At 71.6% G+C, this 16,956-nt stretch carries 14 protein-coding genes; 5 read left to right on the top strand and 9 right to left on the bottom strand.

Annotated features, from left to right (window positions below):
- Window positions 1-319: 319 nt before the first annotated feature.
- Window positions 320-3,754: a lamin tail domain-containing protein gene (locus KB893_RS12205; protein ID WP_211927200.1), complete on the bottom strand. Its 3,435-nt coding sequence runs from the start codon at window positions 3,752-3,754 to the stop codon at window positions 320-322.
- Between the two features lie 335 nt (window positions 3,755-4,089).
- On the opposite strand from KB893_RS12205, the gene KB893_RS12200 reads away from it, so the two are divergent.
- A complete protein-coding gene (locus KB893_RS12200) occupies window positions 4,090-4,944 on the top strand; it encodes a tryptophan 2,3-dioxygenase (protein ID WP_211927201.1) in 855 nt (284 codons plus the stop codon).
- A gap of 147 nt (window positions 4,945-5,091) precedes the next feature.
- A complete protein-coding gene (locus KB893_RS12195; protein WP_211927202.1) occupies window positions 5,092-6,660 on the top strand; it encodes a peptide MFS transporter in 1,569 nt (522 codons plus the stop codon).
- A gap of 68 nt (window positions 6,661-6,728) precedes the next feature.
- Here the strand turns inward: KB893_RS12195 and KB893_RS12190 are convergent, their stop codons facing one another.
- On the bottom strand, window positions 6,729-7,229 hold the full coding sequence (locus KB893_RS12190) for a MarR family winged helix-turn-helix transcriptional regulator (RefSeq protein WP_211927203.1): 501 nt from the start codon (window positions 7,227-7,229) through the stop codon (window positions 6,729-6,731).
- Between the two features lie 95 nt (window positions 7,230-7,324).
- On the opposite strand from KB893_RS12190, the gene hppD reads away from it, so the two are divergent.
- The gene (gene hppD, locus KB893_RS12185) at window positions 7,325-8,434 is read left to right on the top strand and encodes a 4-hydroxyphenylpyruvate dioxygenase (protein WP_211927204.1); all 1,110 of its coding nucleotides are present in this window, start codon (window positions 7,325-7,327) and stop codon (window positions 8,432-8,434) included.
- A 45-nt stretch (window positions 8,435-8,479) separates the two neighbouring features.
- Here hppD and KB893_RS12180 read toward each other — a convergent pair whose 3' ends face one another.
- Window positions 8,480-8,896, bottom strand: coding sequence for a DUF5362 domain-containing protein (locus KB893_RS12180; RefSeq protein ID WP_211927205.1), 417 nt, complete (start codon window positions 8,894-8,896; stop codon window positions 8,480-8,482).
- Window positions 8,897-9,002: 106 nt separating this feature from the next.
- Between KB893_RS12180 and hmgA the strand changes: the two genes are divergently transcribed.
- Window positions 9,003-10,310, top strand: coding sequence for a homogentisate 1,2-dioxygenase (hmgA, locus tag KB893_RS12175; RefSeq protein WP_211927206.1), 1,308 nt, complete (start codon window positions 9,003-9,005; stop codon window positions 10,308-10,310).
- Window positions 10,311-10,380: 70 nt separating this feature from the next.
- Window positions 10,381-11,049, top strand: a complete 669-nt coding sequence (locus tag KB893_RS12170; protein ID WP_211927207.1) for a hypothetical protein — start codon at window positions 10,381-10,383, stop codon at window positions 11,047-11,049.
- A 9-nt stretch (window positions 11,050-11,058) separates the two neighbouring features.
- Here KB893_RS12170 and KB893_RS12165 read toward each other — a convergent pair whose 3' ends face one another.
- Genes KB893_RS12165 through KB893_RS12140 form a run of 6 tightly spaced genes read right to left on the bottom strand, consistent with a single transcriptional unit; the run spans window position 11,059 to window position 16,942 of the window.
- Window positions 11,059-11,463 (bottom strand): Na+/H+ antiporter subunit G, encoded by a 405-nt coding sequence (locus KB893_RS12165; protein WP_211927208.1) that lies wholly within the window; start codon window positions 11,461-11,463, stop codon window positions 11,059-11,061.
- The gene (locus KB893_RS12160; protein ID WP_213173745.1) at window positions 11,460-11,729 is read right to left on the bottom strand and encodes a K+/H+ antiporter subunit F; all 270 of its coding nucleotides are present in this window, start codon (window positions 11,727-11,729) and stop codon (window positions 11,460-11,462) included. Before KB893_RS12160 ends, KB893_RS12165 begins: the two co-directional genes overlap by 4 nt.
- Window positions 11,726-12,211, bottom strand: coding sequence for a Na+/H+ antiporter subunit E (locus KB893_RS12155; protein ID WP_211927758.1), 486 nt, complete (start codon window positions 12,209-12,211; stop codon window positions 11,726-11,728). Before KB893_RS12155 ends, KB893_RS12160 begins: the two co-directional genes overlap by 4 nt.
- Window positions 12,208-13,740: a monovalent cation/H+ antiporter subunit D gene (locus KB893_RS12150; protein WP_211927759.1), complete on the bottom strand. Its 1,533-nt coding sequence runs from the start codon at window positions 13,738-13,740 to the stop codon at window positions 12,208-12,210. Before KB893_RS12150 ends, KB893_RS12155 begins: the two co-directional genes overlap by 4 nt.
- Complete coding sequence (locus KB893_RS12145; protein WP_211927760.1) at window positions 13,737-14,162, bottom strand: Na+/H+ antiporter subunit C; 426 nt, start codon at window positions 14,160-14,162, stop codon at window positions 13,737-13,739. The genes KB893_RS12150 and KB893_RS12145 overlap by 4 nt, the downstream gene beginning before the upstream one ends.
- A complete protein-coding gene (locus KB893_RS12140) occupies window positions 14,162-16,942 on the bottom strand; it encodes a monovalent cation/H+ antiporter subunit A (protein ID WP_211927761.1) in 2,781 nt (926 codons plus the stop codon). The genes KB893_RS12145 and KB893_RS12140 overlap by 1 nt, the downstream gene beginning before the upstream one ends.
- Window positions 16,943-16,956: the final 14 nt, after the last annotated feature.

The raw sequence follows: 16,956 nt of genomic DNA, 5'->3' as shown, positions 1-16,956 counted from the left end.
GGGAGCACGATCTACGATGCAAGCTCGATGGCTTCAGGAGCGGCTCGGGCGTCCCACCCTCCCCCGATGATCGGTCGGGGACAGTGCCCCTTCATCGGGGCGCTGTCGAGATACAAGGAGCGGCTTCGGCCGCGACGGGCGCGGAAGGCGACGCGCCCGCGTTGGGGCGGAACCCCCTCCCACAGGGCCGGCAGGCGCCCTGGATTCTGACGGCTCGCGGTCGAAGCCGCTCCTGCGGCAATGCGGACGATGCACGAAAAAAGAGGCCGCCCGCCGGGCGGCCTCGAGGTGGCGGCGCCCGCAGGCGCCGCCGTCGCGCTCACTCGCTCCAGCTGGCGCGGATCGAGAGGCGGTCGTAGCTCGTCTCGCCGACCACGGTCACGTACCAGGTGCCCGGCGCCGGGTCGCGGGCGGTGACCGTCTCGTTGTTGCCGGGGCGGGTCGAGGCGAGGTCGTGCGTCTCCGGGCCCGGCACCTCGCCGGCGCTGGCGTAGAGCGACACGTCGCCGCGCCCGCCGAGGGTCAGCACGCGCAGGTTGCGGGCGCCGGCGGGCAGCTCGATACGCCACACGCGGACGTCGCCCAGCGCGCCGGACAGGCCGCTGACCAGGACGCCGTTGCCGAGTGCGGGGATCGGCGCCGGCGCGGCGTCGACGGCCACCGCGCCGCTCGCGCTGTCGTTGCCGCTGTCGGGGTCGATGGCGGAGGTGGTCACTGTCGCCTGCAGGTTGATCGTGCTGCCGGCGTCGGCCGTGCCGGTCGCCACGACCACGCCGAAGGCCTGGCCTTCCTCGGAGACCGCGACCTCGTCGCTGTCGCAGTCCACGCGGCTGCCGTCGCCCTCGGCGCCGGTGGCGCAGGTCCAGCCCAGCGGCGCCGACACCGTCACCCGCGCGGGCGCGGCGTCGACCGCGAGCGCGAGCGCGGCGTCGGCGGTGTCGGGGCCGAGGTTGGCGACGTCGACCGCGAATTCCGCCGCTTCGCCCGCGACCACCCGGTCGGCCAGCGGGATCACCCGCGTGGTCAGGTCGGCCTCGGCCGGCGGCGGCACGTCGGCGCCGCCGAAGTAGGCGATCACCGGGTCGTGGTCGGAGGTGCGCAGGATGCCGTCGTCGTCCGCGCGCGCCACGGCGAAGTCGGCGTTGAGGCGGGCATGGCCGAGGCGGGTCGCCGGGAAGGCGTCCAGCGCCGCCTGGTTGGCGATGACGTGGTCGAGGTTCTGCGCGTTGCCGTCGTAGGTGTAGCTGTAGCGCTCGGCCGGCGGGGCGAGGCCGACCAGGTCGGTCAGCGGCACCTCGACCGGGCTGTCGACGTACTCCCAGACCGCGTCGTTGGCCGCCTCGCGGCCGGTGATGATGCCGACGGTGTCGACGTAGCCGTCGTTGAACTCGTAGGCGTTGAGATCGCCGAGCACGACGATGCGCTCGTCGGGGTCGGCCTGCTGGCGCTCGTGGATCAGCTGCGCGAGGTACTCCGCCTGCGCCGCCCGCTTCATGCGCACGCGGTCGCCCTCGGCGCCCGGGTCCTCCAGGTCGATCAGCGAACGCATGTGGTTGGCGATCACCGTCACCGGTTCGCTGCGGCCGTCGTCGAAGTGCACCACCGCCTCGAGGACCAGCGGCGGGCGGTCGTTGAGCACGCCGCCGCCGGGCAGGGTCTCGCCGGCGCCGACCTGGGTCACCGAGACGATCCCGACCCGCGCCATGTCGCCCGGTACCGTCCTCTGGTTGACCAGGAAGCCGACGTGGATCGCCGCGTTCGGGCCCTCGACGAGGCGGGCGGCGTACTGCGGCGCCTCGTCCTGGCAGTCGGCGGATACGGCGTTGATGTGCTCGGCCAGGCCCTGCAGCGCGGCGAGGCTCTGCGCCTCGGACACGCCGAGGATGTCGGGCGCGTGCAGGTAGTCGCAGACCTGGGTGGCGAAGGCGTCGTAGCGGGCGTCGTTGGCGGCCAGGCCGAGCAGGTTGTAGCTGGCCACGGTGAATTCGTCCGCCTCCGGCAGCAGCGCCGCCTCGGCGGACACCGCGCTGGCGTCGATCGTGCCCTGCGCGTCCGCGTCGGGCAGCAGGCTGTAGGTCTCGAAGCCGTAGTCGAGCACGCCGGTCATGCCGTCGATCCCGGTGCCGACGTCGACCACCATCAGGCCGGCGTCGACCTGGCCGCGGCTCTGCACGCGGATGCGCTCGGGGTTGGCGTCGAACACCGGCGGATCGAGGTCGTCCGGATAGATCCCGCCGAGTTCGAGCACGAGCTGGTTCACGCCCGGCTCGCGGAACGGCCGCGGCTGGCCGGCGAGCACGGCGTAGAACACGCCCGAGCCGTTGGACGGCGATACCACCTCGAGCTCAGGGGCGGTGACGCGCATGCCGAGGTAGCGGCCGGCCGCGTCGATCGCCGCGGAGGCGGAGAACTCGGCCGCGGTGAGTTCGACCGGCGCCGGCAGCGGCAACCCGGTTTCCAGCACGGTGAACGCAGGCTCGGTGAGCTGGGTCAGCGGCAGCTGCCAGGGCGCGGCGTTCGGCACGTACTCCGAGACGACACCGGTCACCTGCACGCGGGTGCCGACCGCGGCCTCGGCCGGCGGCGCGCTGCCGGTGTAGACGAACAGGCCCTCGGAGGTCTGCGGGTTCGCGTCCTCCTCGCCCGGCGCGGTCTGCACGAACACGCCGTTGTTGTAGCGGCGCGCGGTGACGATGCCCTCGATGGCGACGGTCGCGCCGAGCCGCGGCGAATGGCGGGTGCCGGGCGGCGGCGCGATCGCACCGATCGGGGTCAGCTCGACGTTCGCGTTGACGATGCGGCCGGTGGCGCTGAGCCGGGCGCCGGTCGCGCCCTGCAGGTCGTCGATGTCGACGGTCAGGGTCCTGGTGGTGCCGGCGTCGTCGTTGCCCAGCACCGGCACCTCGAAGGTCCAGGTGGTCTGGCCGACCGGAATGGCCACGTCGTCGAGATTCACCGAGACGTAGTGGGTGCCGGCGATGGCGCTGCCGTCGTGGGTGGCGATGTCGAAGGTCACCGGCGCATCGGCCGGCTGCGACAGGCTCACCTCGAAGCGCAGCGGCTGACCGGCGTCGGCCAGCACCTCGGCGTCGGCGACCGAGAGCGCCGGCGTGCCGCCGCCCGCGCAGGGGCGCGCGGGGCTGGCGCTGTTGCGCGGGGCCGGTGCGGCGCTCGCGAAATCGGCGGCATTGTCGTCGCTGTCGCTGCAGCCGTCGCCGGCGCGCAGCAGCGCGGTGGTGTTGCTGGCGCCGGGCGCCGCGGCGGAGCCTTCGAAGAAGTTGGCGCTGCCGAAGCCGACCAGGTCGGCGATCAGGGCGAGTTGCGCGTCGGAGCAGGGCGTGCTGCCGCCGTTGCAGTCCAGGCCGTCGGTCGAATCGACCAGGGCGACCTTGCCCGAGCTCGCGCTCATGTTGATGTTGCCGGTGGCATCAGGAGTCGGCAGCGGCGCGCCGTTGCTGCCGCCGTTGAACTGCACCAGGAAGGACTGGCCGGGCTGCAGCGTCGCCGCGGGCAGCGTCGCCAGGTTGCTGCCAAAGGCGCCGCTGCCGGTCGCGCTGGCGTACTGCAGCGACATGCCGCCGAGCGACGCCGGCGCCTCGCCGCGGTTGAACAGTTCGACGTAGTCGCGGTCGAGCGGCGCGCCGCTGTTGCCGCCGCCGCCGTAGACCTGGCTGATCACCACCTGCGCCCGGGTGGGCGCGGCGACCGCCGCGAGGCCGAGGGCGAGCGCCGACAGCCGGGTGAGAGTCCGCATGATGGGTTCCCGATCGAAAGCGGACCCGCCGCGGCCCGTCCGTGGGCTGGCGCGTCCTGCCGGGCATGGCGTCCTGCATGCCGGGACGGCGAGTCTAGACGCCGTCGCGCAGCGCTGGGTTTCCTTCCGATGACAGCGCGTTGGACGGCATTCGCGTGATGTTCGCTGCCGTTGTTGTCAATCCGTGCCACCCTTCCGCCGCGGCGCCGGGCTCCGGCCCGCGGCGGCGGCGACGCCTGGCACGCGCTGACAAGGCGGCCGCGGCGGCCGGCCGTCGGAGGCGGCGACCGCGCGGAACCCGGTGTCGCGCGCGCCGCGCCCGCATACTGGCGCGCATGAATCACGACCAGAACCAGCGCCCGCTCGAGGGCGGCATCACCACCGACCTCGCCGAGCGCCTGACCTACGGCGGCTACCTGCAGCTCGACGCCCTGCTGTCCGCGCAGCGTCCGCTGTCGGATCCGCCGCACCACGACGAGATGCTGTTCATCGTCCAGCACCAGGTCGCGGAGCTGTGGCTGAAACTCCTGATCCACGAGCTGCGCGCGGCCATCGCCCATCTCCAGCGCGACGAGACGGGGCCGTGCCAGAAGATCTTCGCCCGCATCAAGCAGGTGCAGCGCCAGCTCACCGAGCAGTGGGCCGTGCTGGAGACCCTCACCCCCGCCGACTATCTGCTGTTCCGCGAGGTGCTGGGCCCGGCGTCCGGCTTCCAGTCGCTGCAGTACCGGATGGTCGAGTTCCTGCTGGGCAACAGGAACCCGCAGATGCTGGCGGTGTTCGAGCACGACGCGGCGGCGCACGCCGCGCTGCGCGGGGTGCTGGAGGCGCCGAGCCTGTACGACGCGGTGCTGGCGCACCTGGCCCGGCGCGGCTATCCGGTTCCCGAGCGCCTGCTCCGGCGCGACCTCGCCCAGCCGCATCCGCACACGCCCGAGCTGCTGCCGATCTTCAAGGCGGTCTACGAGCACACGGCCGAGCACTGGGAGGCCTACCACCTGTGCGAGCAGCTGGTCGACGTCGAGGGCCATTTCCAGCACTGGCGCTTCCGTCATCTGAAGACGGTGGAGCGGATCATCGGCTTCAAGCGCGGAACCGGCGGCTCCTCGGGCGTCGACTTCCTGCGCCGGGCGCTCGACCTGAGCTTCTTTCCCGAGCTGTTCGAGGTCCGCACCGTCCTCGGGCGCTGATGCCGCGGCTGCGGGAACGTCCGGCGGCGCCGGCGGTCTTCACTTCACCGCTTTGACTCCGGCGCGTCAGCCGGGGTACATGTTCACGGTTCACCCACGCCCCGCCGCACCGCGGCGGGCGTGCCGTCTGCGCAACCCGAGGTACGCATGAGTCCCCAGGTCCCAAGCAATTCGCCCGCGCCGGAAGCGGCGGAAGTCTCCATTCCCGGCGCCGCGCAGGACGCGCGCCAGCCTCCGAGTTTCGACACCGTGCTCGGGCATCCCAAGCCGCTGTGGATGCTGTTCATGTCGGAATTCTGGGAGCGCTTCGCCTTCTACGGCATGCGCTGGGCGCTGACGCTGTACATCGTCGCGCAGTTCTTCGCTGGCGACGCCTCGGGCGAGGGCTATGCCGGCCGTACCTACGGCGCCTTCCTGGCCCTGGTCTACGCGACCGCGATCTTCGGCGGCTACGTCGCCGACCGCGTGATCGGCTACCAGCGCTCGATCCTGGTCGGCGCGGTGGTGATGGCCGCCGGCCTGTTCATGATCACCCTGCCGAGCCAGCCGCTGTTCCTGCTCGGCCTGGCCGTGGTCATCGTCGGCAACGGCCTGTTCAAGCCGAACATCTCCTCGATGGTCGGCCAGCTCTACGCCGAGGGTGACGACCGCCGCGACCGCGGCTTCACCCTGTTCTACATGGGCATCAACGGCGGTGCGCTGATCGCGCCGATCCTGACCGGCTGGCTGGCCTCGCAGGTGTTCGGCACGCCGATGGAGCAGAACTTCCGCTCGGTGTTCGTCGCCGCCGGCGTGGGCATGCTGATCAGCCTGGTGTGGTTCTGGTTCGGCCGCCGCCAGCTCAAGGGCATCGGCGAGCCGCCGCCGGACCGCGCGCCGGGCAAGAGCCTGCTGGCGGTGATCGTCGGCACGGTGGTGGCGATCCCGATCGTCTACGTGCTGATGGCGCAGGTCGGTGCGATCGGCCTGGCGTGGCTGCTCGGCGTGCTGTTCGTCGGCGTGGTGGTGGTGCTGGTCGGCGGCGGCATGAAGACTGACCGGGTCGGCCTGCACCGCGTGCTGGCGATGCTGATCCTGTTCCTGTTCAACGTGCTGTTCTGGATGTTCTTCGAGCAGGCCGGCAGCTCGTTCAACTTCCTTGCGCAGAACATCGTCGACCGCGACCTGTTCGGTCCCGGCGGCTTCGTGTTCCCGACCGGCTGGTTCCAGTCGGTGAACCCGGTGGCGATCGTGGTGCTCGCGCCGATCGTGACCCTGGTCTGGGCCTTCACCTCCAAGCGCGGCATCGAGCCGTCGATCCCGCGCAAGTTCGGCATCGGCCTGCTCGGCAACGCGCTGGGCTTCTCGGTGCTGATGTACGCGCTGTCTTCCCTGGTCGATCCGCAGGCCGGCACGATCCCGTTCTGGCCGCTGGTGCTGTGCTACGTGCTGCAGACCGCCGGCGAGCTGTGCCTGTCGCCGATCGGTCTGTCGATGGTGACCAAGCTGGCGCCGCTGCGCATGGTCGGCATGGCGATGGGCGGCTGGTTCCTCAGCATCGCCATCGGCAACAACCTGTCGGGCATCCTCGCCGGCAGCATCTCCGGCGAGACCGGCATGACCGTCGAGTCGGCGCTGGCGGGCTTCACCTTCAGCTTCTGGCTGCTGGTCGGTGCCGGCGTGGTGCTGCTGCTGATCGCGCCGCTGGTCAACCGCCTGATGCACGGCGTCAAGTAGCCGTCGTCGCGCACGGAGACGACGGCCCGGGGACGCCGCGCGTCCCCGGGCCGTTTTCCGTTCCGGCATCAGCCGGCGCCGGCGGCCTCCAGGTCCTCTTCCGCGGCCACGGCCTCGAGTTCGAGTTCCACCTTCTCCAGGCGCCCGAGCAGGGCGTCGAGCCGCGTGCGCTCGCCGGCGTCGAACTCGGCCAGCAGGCGCGCCTCGAAGGCCAGCGCCAGCGGTGCGATCTCGGCGTACACCGCGCGCCCGTCGGCGCTCAGCGCCAGCACCGAACGCCGGCGGTCGCCGGCGTCGAGCTCGCGGGTGATCAGTCCTCGCCCCAGCAGGGCGGCGATGGCACGGCTCACCGCGACCTTGTCCATCGCCGTGCGCTCGGCCACCTCGCCACCGGACAGCCCCGGCGCCACGCCGAGCACCGCGATCACCCGCCATTCGGTGATCGCCAGGCCGAAGCGGCGCTGGTACAGGCGCGCGATGGTGCTGCTGATGCGGTTGGACAGCACGCTCAGGCGGTAGGGCAGGAAGCGGTCGAGATCGAGGAGCGGGGCGGGCTGGGGTCTGGACACGTTGCGCTGCGCCTTGCAACTGGTTTCAGATGAAACTATAACGGCGCCCTTCCCGGCGCAAGCCGCCCCCGCACGACCGCATCCAAGGAGCCGCCATGAGCGCACAGCCGCACATCGCCCCCGCCGCGCCCAACCTGGGCATGCAGCCGACGACCTTCGAGAACCCGATGGGCATCGACGGCTTCGAGTTCGTCGAGTTCGCCGCGCCGGACGCGAACCTGCTGCACGACCTGTTCAGGCGCATGGGCTTCACCGCGGTGCTGAAGCACCGCCGCCGCGACATCACCGTGTACCGCCAGGGCGGGGTGAACTTCCTGGTCAATGCCGACCCGGATTCCTTCGCCGCCGAATTCGCGCGAATGCACGGTCCCAGCGCCTGCGGCTTCGCGATCCGCTTCCGCAGGCCCGCGGACGAGGTCTGCGAGGCGGTGCTGGGCAACGGCGGCGAGCGCTTCGCCTCGGGCGAGGAGACCAAGGCGGTCGACGCGCCGGTGGTCAAGGGCATCGGCGACTGCATGCTCTACCTCGTCGACCGCTATGGCGCAGCCGGTTCGGCCTACGACGGCGAATACGAACCGATCGCCGGTGCCGAACAGAATCCGCGCGGCTTCGGCCTGACCTTCATCGACCACCTGACCCACAACCTGTTCCTCGGGAACATGCAGAAGTGGTCGGACTACTACGAGCGGCTGTTCAACTTCCGCGAGATCCGCTACTTCGACATCAAGGGCAGCAAGACCGGCCTGATGTCCAAGGCGATGACCGCGCCCGACGGCATCGTGCGCATCCCGCTCAACGAGTCGTCGGATCCGAAGTCGCAGATCAACGAGTACCTCGACGCCTACAACGGCGAGGGCATCCAGCACGTGGCCTGCTTCACCGACGACATCTACGAGACCGTCGAGAAGATGCGCGAGCAGGGCGTGGAGTTCCTGGACACGCCGGACACCTACTTCGACGTGATCGACCAGCGCATCCCGGACCACGGCGAGGACGTGCCGCGCCTGGCCAGGAACAAGATCCTGATCGACGCCGACCCGGAGACCAAGCAGCGCAAGCTGCTGCAGATCTTCACCCAGAACACCATCGGCCCGATCTTCTTCGAGATCATCCAGCGCAAGGGCAACGAGGGCTTCGGCGAGGGCAACTTCCAGGCCCTGTTCGAGTCGATCGAGCGCGACCAGATCAAGCGCGGCGTGCTGTGAGGAGCGTGCGCGGGAACGGCAGCGGCCGTTCCCGCGCGGCCCCACTCAGTTGAGGCCGCCGCTGGCGACGGCGGCGATGATGATGCCGCCGTAGGCGAGCATCACCAGCACCGTGAAGACGATCCAGAGCAGGAGCAGCACGCCCTGGATCACGAAGTAGGTCTTCAGCCGTGCCAGCGCCTCGGCCAGCGCCGCGCCGTCGTTGTCGCGCTCGGCGCGCTCGATCGCGCCGGCGGCCTGCAGCACCAGCACGCCGATCCAGATCGGCAGCCAGGCGACGACGATGCCGATGATGGTGAGCGCGGTCAGCGCGCCCTGGATGATGGAGACGATGCCGACCAGCTTCATCCAGCCCCTGGCCGAGGCCAGCGGCCGCGCGAGATCGCCCGCGGTGGTGGTGTGGGCGGCGGGCGGCAGCGGCGCGGCCGGCGGTGCGGGCGGTGCGGTGATCGGATCGGTCATGGTGTCCCCTTCGAGTTCCTGATGTCGTCGTTGTCGGTCTGTCCGCCGCCGCGCTCCCCGCGGCGGCGCGACAGGGTAGCAGCGGCCCCACTGCGAGTCCTTCGACATGTCCACGCACACGAGCTACATGACCGGTTTCGGCAGCCACTTCGCCACCGAGGCGCTGCCGGGCGCGCTGCCGGAGGGGCGCAACTCGCCGCAGCGCGCGCCCTATGGGCTCTATGCCGAGCAGCTCTCGGGCACCGCCTTCACCGCGCCGCGCAGCGAGAACCGGCGCAGCTGGCTGTACCGCATCCGCCCTGCGGCCCTGCATCGTCCGTTCGAGCTGCGCGAGGCCGGCGCCTTCCACAACCGCTGCGACGAGGTGCCGGCCACGCCCAACCAGCTGCGCTGGAGCCCGCGCCCGCTGCCCGAGGCGCCGACCGACTTCGTCGAGGGCCTGTTCACCGTCGCCGGCAACGGCTCGCCGGCGGCGCAGCAGGGCATCGGGGTGCATCTGTACGCCGCCAACCGCGACATGGCCGGGCGCTGGTTCTACGACGCCGACGCGGAGCTCCTGATCGTGCCCGAGCAGGGCCGGCTCAGGCTGCAGACCGAGTTCGGCATCGTCGAGGTCGAACCGCAGCAGGTGGCGCTGATCCCGCGCGGCGTGCGCTTCGCGGTGGCGCTGCCGGACGGCGTGGCGCGCGGCTACGTCTGCGAGAACTTCGGCGCGGCGCTGCGCCTGCCCGACCTCGGGCCCATCGGCGCCAACGGCCTGGCCAATCCGCGCGACTTCGAGACGCCGGTCGCCGCCTGGGAGGATCGCGAGGGCGATTTCGAGCTCGTCGCCAAGTTCCAGGGCCGGCTGTGGTCGGCGGCGATCGGGCACTCGCCCTGCGACGTGGTCGCCTGGCACGGCAACGCCGCACCCTGCCGCTACGACCTGCGCCGCTTCAATGCGATCGGCTCGATCAGCTACGACCATCCGGATCCGTCGATCTTCACCGTGCTGACCTCGCCGTCGGACACGCCGGGCACGGCCAACCTCGATTTCGTGATCTTCCCGCCGCGCTGGCTGGTGGCGCAGGACACCTTCCGTCCGCCGTGGTTCCACCGCAACGTGGCCAGCGAGTTCATGGGCCTGGTGCACGGCGCCTACGACGCCAAGGCCGAGGGCTTCGCGCCCGGTGCCGCTAGCCTGCACAACTGCATGAGCGGGCACGGCCCCGACGCGGCCACCTTCGAGGCGGCGTCGAGCGCCGACCTGTCGAAGCCGCACGTGATCGCCGACACCATGGCCTTCATGTTCGAGACCCGCGCGGTGCTGCATCCCACGCGCCAGGCTATGGAGGCGCCGCAGCGCCAGGCCGACTACTTCGAATGCTGGCAGGGGCTGAAGAAGCGCTTCGACCCGACCCGCCGCGAGATCTGATGGGCGCTCGCACGATGCCGACGCGCACGGCGCTAGCGTCGCGCGCTCCACGTCGCTCCGGAGCACGCCCATGCCTCGCCATCTGCCGTCACTGCTGATCGTCCTGCCGCTGGCGCTGGCCGCCTGCGACCACCAGCCGCGGGAGCCGGACGACCGCTCCGATGCGCCGTCGGCGGCCGCACGCCCGGGGCCGCCGCCGGTCGGGGGGCAGGCCGCGACGGATGCGGGAGGCGACGTGATGCCCCGGGATCCTGAAGGCGCCCGCAGCGCCGCCGAGGATGCCGGGGTGTCGTCCATGCTGAGCTTCCAGGGCCTGGGCCCGGCGCGCTTCGGCGACGACGTCGAGGCCCTGCGCGAGGCCTACGGGCGTCCGCTGGTCGGCGGCGAACCCGCACCGGGATCGAGCTGCCACTACCTGTTTCCCGAGGCCGGGCCGTCCGCGCCGGTCGGCTTCATGATCGAGGACGGCGCCTTCGTGCGCGTGGACGTCGACGGCGCCGACGTCGCCGCACCGGGCGGCGGTGCGGTCGGCATGCTCACCTCGCAGATCGAGGAGCTCTACCCCGGCCGCATCACCGTGTCGCAGGGCAAGTACGACGCGGACACCGACGTGCTCACCGTCGAGAGCAACGACGGCAGCGGCAACAGGCTGGTGTTCACCACCGACGCAGGCGCCCGCGTGGTGTCGTGGCGGCTGGGCCAGCCGCCGCAGGTCGACTACGTCGAAGGCTGCGGCTGAGCCGTTCGCTCAGGCGCGTCCGCCGGCCCGGTCGTCGCGCGGCTGGACCGGAGTGACCGCCTCGCCCTTGCCGGAGCGGGAGGTGCCCGGCTCGCCCGGCGCCGGCGGGCGCGCCGCGGGATCGAGCGCGAAGGCGGTGCGCGCGAGCATGTGCGCGCTGACCGGCGCGGTCAGGAACAGGAACACGGTGACCAGCACCTCGCGCAGGTCGACGCCCTCGTCGAGCAGGGCGTGCCGTGCCATCGAGGCGACCAGCAGCGCGCCGATGCCGACCGTGGTCGCCTTGGCTGGGCCGTGCAGGCGCTGGTAGATGTCGGCCAGGCGGGCGAGGCCGAGCGAGCCGATGAACAGGAACGCACCGCCCACCACCAGCAGGGCGGCGACCACGGCTTCGAAGACGGTGTCGGCGCTCATTCGATGATCCTGCCGCGGATGACGTACTTGCAGGCGACCATGGTGCTGACGAAGCCCAGCATGGCGATGATCAGCGCGGCTTCGAAGTAGGTCGAGGTGGCGAACACCACGCCGATCACGACGAGCAGCGCGGTGGCATTGATGTAGAGAGTGTCGAGCGCGAGGATGCGGTCGGTGGAGGACGGCCCGCGCAGCAGGCGGAACAGCGACATCAGCACCGCGGCGGCGATCAGGCACAGCGCGATGATGGCAGCGGTGTCGATCATCGGAAGATCTCCAGGAGCAGGGACTCGTAGCGCGCCTTGATGGTGTGCGCCAGGGCTTCGGCCTCGCCCATGTCGAGCGCGTGCACCAGCAGGTGGCCGCGGTCCTCGGTCAGCTCGGCCGAGAGCGTGCCGGGGGTGAGGGTGATGATGCCGGCGAGCGCGGCGATCGCGTGGTCGTGGGTGACGTCCAGGCGGATCCAGACGAAGCCGGGTTTGACCTTGGACGTGCGCCCGAGGATGGCCTGGCTGACGTCGATGCTGCCGCGCAGGATGTCGACGCCCACCCGCCACAGCAGGCGCAGCACCGCGCCCGGCGCGCGCAGCCGCATCGGCTTGCCGCGCATGCCGCCGATCACCAGCGGGATGGCCACGGCGAGCACCGCCGCCAGGATCAGCTGGCCGGGCGCCAGCGAGTCCCACAGCAGCAGCCAGGTCACCGCGATCGCGATGCTGATGAAGGGGGTCGGCAGCAGGCGCTTCATGGCGCCACCTCCCCGCGGCCCGGCTCGGCCCGACGGATGCCCTCGAGGTAGCCGGCCGGCGCCTGCATCTGCTCGGCGGCGGCCTGCGCGTAGGCCAGCACCGGCTGCGCGCCCAGCGCCATCGCCACGTTCAGGCCGAGCAGCGCGAACAGGCCGGCCAGGGGCAGGGCGCGCGCGGGCTCGGGCGGCGTGCCGCCGCGCACCGGCTCCGGATCGGCATCGCCCCAGAACAGCCGGCTGCCGGCGCGCGCCATCGCGATCATGACCAGCAGCGAGGACACCAGCACCGCCGGGAACAGCCAGCCCGCCTGCGCGTCCGGGATCGCCGCGAGGAGCGCGAACTTGGCGATGAAGCCCGGCAGCGGCGGCAGGCCGATCAGCGACACCGCGAGCACGAGGTAGACCAGGCCCAGCAGGGTCGGCTGCACCACCGGCTCGGACGCGGTGAGGTCGTCGCCGCGGTGGCGGCGCTGGCGCCGCACCAGGTCGGCGAACAGGAACAGCGCGCCGCCCGCCAGCGCGCTGTGCACCAGGTAGTAGAGGCCGGCGGCGACCGCGGGCGCCGAGTCCAGGGCGAAGGCCACGAACAGCAGCGCCGCCGAGAACAGGATCAGGTGCGCGGCCAGCATCCGCAGCGAGGCCGCCGCCACCGCGCCGAACGCCGAAAGCAGCAGCGTCGCCACGCCCAGCGGCAGCAGCCACGGCCAGGCGACGTCGGCGACCGCGTCGGCGGCGAAGACCACCGAATACACGCGCAGCACGCTGTACAGGCCGAGCTTGGTCATGATCGCGAACAGCGCCGCGCTCGCCGCCGGCGCCCGCGCATAGGTGTCGGGCAGCCACAGGTAGAGCGGGAACAGCGCCGCCTTGGCGCAGAACACCACCAGCAGCACGCCGGCCGCGGCGCGGATCAGGCCGAGGTCGGCCGGCGGCGCGGCGGCGATGCGCTCCGCCATGTCGGCCATGTTGAGCGTGCCGGTGACGCCGTAGAGCAGGCCGAGCGCGACCAGGAACAGCACCGAGACGGCGACGTTGAAGGCCACGTACTGCAGCCCGGCATGGATGCGGCGGCCTTCCGCGCCCGCCAGCAGGATGCCGTAGGAGGCGATCAGCAGGACCTCGAAGAACACGAACAGGTTAAACAGGTCGCCGGTGAGGAAGGCGCCGAACAGGCCCGCGAGCTGCAGCTGGAAGAAGGTATGGAAGTGCGGCGCGCAGCGGTCCCAGCCGGCGCAGGCATAGACCAGGCAGCCGGCGCCGAGCAGGGCGGTGGCCAGCACCATCAGCGCCGACAGCCGGTCGACCGCCAGCGCGATGCCGAGGTTGGCCGGCCAGTCGCCGATGAGGTAGGCGCCGACCGCGCCGTCGGCGGCGCCGACGACCAGGGCGATGCCGACGCCGATCCAGGCCAGCGCGCCGACCACGCCGAGCGCGCGGCGCAGACGGATGTCGAAGCGCTCGAGCAGCAGCAGGACCGCGCCCAGCGCGATCGGCCCGGCGACCGGGACCACGGCGAGGTGCGGACTCATCGCTGCTCTCCTTCCGTGGCGCCGCCGCGCGGTGGGTGCCGCGGCAGGTCGCGCGGATCGGTCGGCTCCGGCGGCGGCGCGGCGTCGCGTTCGACCCCGTCGGCATGGTCGCTGCCGCCGTCGGTGCGCCCGCGCAGGGCGACCACCAGCAGCACGGCGGTCATCGCGAACGAGATCACGATGGCCGTCAGCACCAGCGCCTGCGGCAGCGGGTCGGTGTAGTGGGCGAGGGTCGGCACGACGTCCTGCTCCAGCACCGGCGGCGCGTCCACGCGCAGGCGCCCCATCGAGAACAGCAGCAGGTTGACGCCGTAGGACAGCAGGGTCAGGCCGAGTACGACCTCGAAGCTGCGCGCGCGCAGCAGCAGGTAGATGCCGGCGGCGAACAGCACGCCCACGGCGGAGGCGAAGGCGATTTCCATCAGCGGGTGTCTCCGTCGCCGACGCCGGCGATCGTCTCCGGGTGCGCCGCGCGCGCCAGCGACAGCAGCGCGAGCAGGATCGTGCCGGCCACCACCATGAACACGCCGAGGTCGAAGATCATGACGCTGGCCAGCGGCACGTGGCCGACCAGCGGCAGCGCCGGATGCCCGTGCGCGCTGGTGAGGAAGGGATGGCCGAAGGCGATCGCGCCGGCGCCGGTGCCGACTGCCAGCAGCAGGCCGATGCCGATCATCGCCAGCACGCGCGCGGCCAGGCGCGGGTTGGGCCGGCCCAGGCCGATGACCACGTACTGCAGCAGCAGCGGCACCGCCAGCACCAGGCCCGCGATGAAGCCGCCGCCGGGCTCGTTGTGGCCGCGCAGGAACAGGTAGACCGCGACCGCGATCGCCAGCGGCAGCAGCAGCTGCACGACCACCTGCGGGATGGTCAGGCGCATCGCGTCCGGCCAGGCCCGCTCCGGACTCACCTTCGCGGTCCGCAGCAGCGCGTGCACGAGCAGGCCGGCGATGGCGAACACGGTGATCTCGCCCATCGTGTCGAAGCCGCGGAAGTCGACCAGGATGATGTTGACCACGTTGGTGCCGCCGCCCTGCGGCAGGGCGCGCGCGAGCATTTCGCCCGCCACCGTGTCCAGCGGCCGGGTCAGCACCGCCCAGGTCAGCACGGCGACGCCGCTGCCGCCGGCCAGCGCCAGCAGCGCATCGCGCAGCCGTCGCGCGCGCGGTTCGCGCGCCGCGACCTGGGGCAGGAAGTTCATCGCCAGCAGCATCAGCGCGATGGTGGCGATCTCGACCAGCAGCTGGGTCAGCGCGAGGTCCGGCGCGGACAGCACCACGAAGGCCAGGCTGACGCCGAGGCCGGCGGCGCCGATCACGATCACCGCCTTCATGCGCTGGTGGTGCAGCAGCACGGTGCCGAGCGCACCGGCGACGATCAGTACCCACAGCAGTGCGCCGAGCAGCGGCAGCGGCTGCGTCGCCTGTGCCGCGCCCAGCGCATGGCCCTGCACGAAGGGCGCCAGCGCCATCACCGCCACGGCCACCACCAGCAGCACCATCATCCGCTGCAGGCTGCCGTTCTCGATGCGCGAGGTCAGCCAGCAGGAGAGACGGTACAGGCCGTGGATGACGTGCTCGTAGGCGGTCTTGATGACCTGCGGCGTCTGCTTGGCGTGGATGTCGGTGCGGCGCTGCAGCGTGGCGTAGAGCAGGAGGCCGCCGACCAGGCTGACGATGCTCATCGCCAGCGGCAGGTTGAAGCCGTGCCAGATCGCGAGGTCGTAGTCGGGGAGGTCGGGGCCGAGCACGCCGCGTGCGCCGGCCTCGAGGATGGGGCCGATGGTGAAGGCTGGAAGCAGGCCGACCAGCACGCACACCGCGACCAGGATCTCCACCGGCACGCGCATGAAGCGCGGCGGCTCGTGCGCGTTGATCGCGACGTCGCGCGGCGCGTCGCCGAAGAAGGCGTCGCGCAGGAAGCGCAGGCTGTAGGCCATGCTGAGCACGCCGCCGACGGTGGCAACGAGGGTCAGCAGGTGGTCGGAGATCGGTCCGTCGCCGGCCGCCGCGGCCTCGGTGAAGAACATCTCCTTCGACAGGAAGCCGTTGAGCAGCGGTACGCCGGCCATCGACAGCGTGGCGATCATCGCCAGCGCCGAGGTCACCGGCATCAGCTTGCGCAGGCCGCCGAGGCGGCGCAGGTCGCGGGTGCCGGTCTCGTGGTCGATGATGCCGGCCGACATGAACAGCGACGCCTTGAACGTGGCGTGGTTGAGCATGTGGAACAGGCCCGCGACCACCGCCATCGGCGCCGACAGGCCGAACAGCATGGTGATCAGGCCGAGGTGCGAGAGCGTCGAATAGGCGAGCAGGCCCTTGAGGTCGTGCTGCCAGATCGCGAACAGCGCGCTGATGACGAAGGTCGCCGCGCCGGTGGACACCACCAGGATCGCGAACAGCTCGCTGCCGGCGAGCGTGGGATGCAGGCGCGCGAGCAGGAACACGCCGGCCTTCACCATCGCCGCGGAATGCAGGTAGGCCGACACCGGCGTCGGCGCCGCCATTGCGTGCGGCAGCCAGAAGCTGAAGGGGAACTGCGCCGACTTGGTGAAGGCGCCGAGCAGGATCAGCACCAGTGCCGCCGGATACAGGGCATGCGCCCGCACCAGCTCGCCGGCGGCGAGGATGGCGTCGAGCTCGTAGCTGCCGACGATGCGCCCGAGCAGCACCACGCCGCCGAGCAGCGCCAGGCCGCCGCCGCCGGTCACCGCCAGCGCCATGCGCGCGCCGACGCGGGCGTCGTGGCGGTGCTTCCAGAAGCCGATCAGCAGGAAGGAGCTGATGCTGGTCAGTTCCCAGAACACCACCAGCTGCAGCAGGTTGCCGGAGATCGCCAGGCCCAGCATCGCGCCCATGAACATGAGCAGGGTGGCGAAGAACCGGCGCGCGCTGTCGCGCGGGTCGAGGTAATAGGCGGCGTAGAGCACGATCAGCGCGCCGATGGCCAGCACCAGGCCGCCGAACATCCAGCCGAGGCCGTCGACGCGCAGGATCAGGTCGAGCCCGACCGCGGGCACCCACTCCACGGTGCTGCGGACGGTCTCGCCGTCGAGGATGCGTGGGGTGATCAGGCCGAGGATCGCGAGCCCGCCGAGCGGGGCGACGGCGGCGGTCCATGCGATGGTCCGGCGCGACGCCTTCGTCATGCAGGCGATCAGCAGGGCCAGGGCGAAGGGCAGCGCTAACAATGCCTCGAGCATCGCGGTCCTCGGGT

This window comes from Coralloluteibacterium stylophorae (genome assembly GCF_018122625.2).
Taxonomy (GTDB): Bacteria; Pseudomonadota; Gammaproteobacteria; order Xanthomonadales; family Xanthomonadaceae; genus Coralloluteibacterium; species Coralloluteibacterium stylophorae.
The sequence above is the reverse complement of the archived record's forward strand: the minus strand, read 5'-3'. Positions and strand labels throughout refer to the sequence as shown.

Bases quoted from the DNA above. Each gene is read 5' to 3' on its own strand.
- KB893_RS12205 (WP_211927200.1), bottom strand. From the start codon at position 3,754: ATGCGGACTCTCACCCGGCTGTCGGCGCTCGCCCTCGGCCTCGCGGCG.
- KB893_RS12200 (WP_211927201.1), top strand. From the start codon at position 4,090: ATGAATCACGACCAGAACCAGCGCCCGCTCGAGGGCGGCATCACCACC.
- KB893_RS12195 (WP_211927202.1), top strand. From the start codon at position 5,092: ATGAGTCCCCAGGTCCCAAGCAATTCGCCCGCGCCGGAAGCGGCGGAA.
- hppD (WP_211927204.1), top strand. From the start codon at position 7,325: ATGAGCGCACAGCCGCACATCGCCCCCGCCGCGCCCAACCTGGGCATG.
- KB893_RS12180 (WP_211927205.1), bottom strand. From the start codon at position 8,896: ATGACCGATCCGATCACCGCACCGCCCGCACCGCCGGCCGCGCCGCTG.
- hmgA (WP_211927206.1), top strand. From the start codon at position 9,003: ATGTCCACGCACACGAGCTACATGACCGGTTTCGGCAGCCACTTCGCC.
- KB893_RS12170 (WP_211927207.1), top strand. From the start codon at position 10,381: ATGCCTCGCCATCTGCCGTCACTGCTGATCGTCCTGCCGCTGGCGCTG.
- KB893_RS12165 (WP_211927208.1), bottom strand. From the start codon at position 11,463: ATGAGCGCCGACACCGTCTTCGAAGCCGTGGTCGCCGCCCTGCTGGTG.
- KB893_RS12160 (WP_213173745.1), bottom strand. From the start codon at position 11,729: ATGATCGACACCGCTGCCATCATCGCGCTGTGCCTGATCGCCGCCGCG.
- KB893_RS12155 (WP_211927758.1), bottom strand. From the start codon at position 12,211: ATGAAGCGCCTGCTGCCGACCCCCTTCATCAGCATCGCGATCGCGGTG.
- KB893_RS12150 (WP_211927759.1), bottom strand. From the start codon at position 13,740: ATGAGTCCGCACCTCGCCGTGGTCCCGGTCGCCGGGCCGATCGCGCTG.
- KB893_RS12145 (WP_211927760.1), bottom strand. From the start codon at position 14,162: ATGGAAATCGCCTTCGCCTCCGCCGTGGGCGTGCTGTTCGCCGCCGGC.
- KB893_RS12140 (WP_211927761.1), bottom strand. From the start codon at position 16,942: ATGCTCGAGGCATTGTTAGCGCTGCCCTTCGCCCTGGCCCTGCTGATC.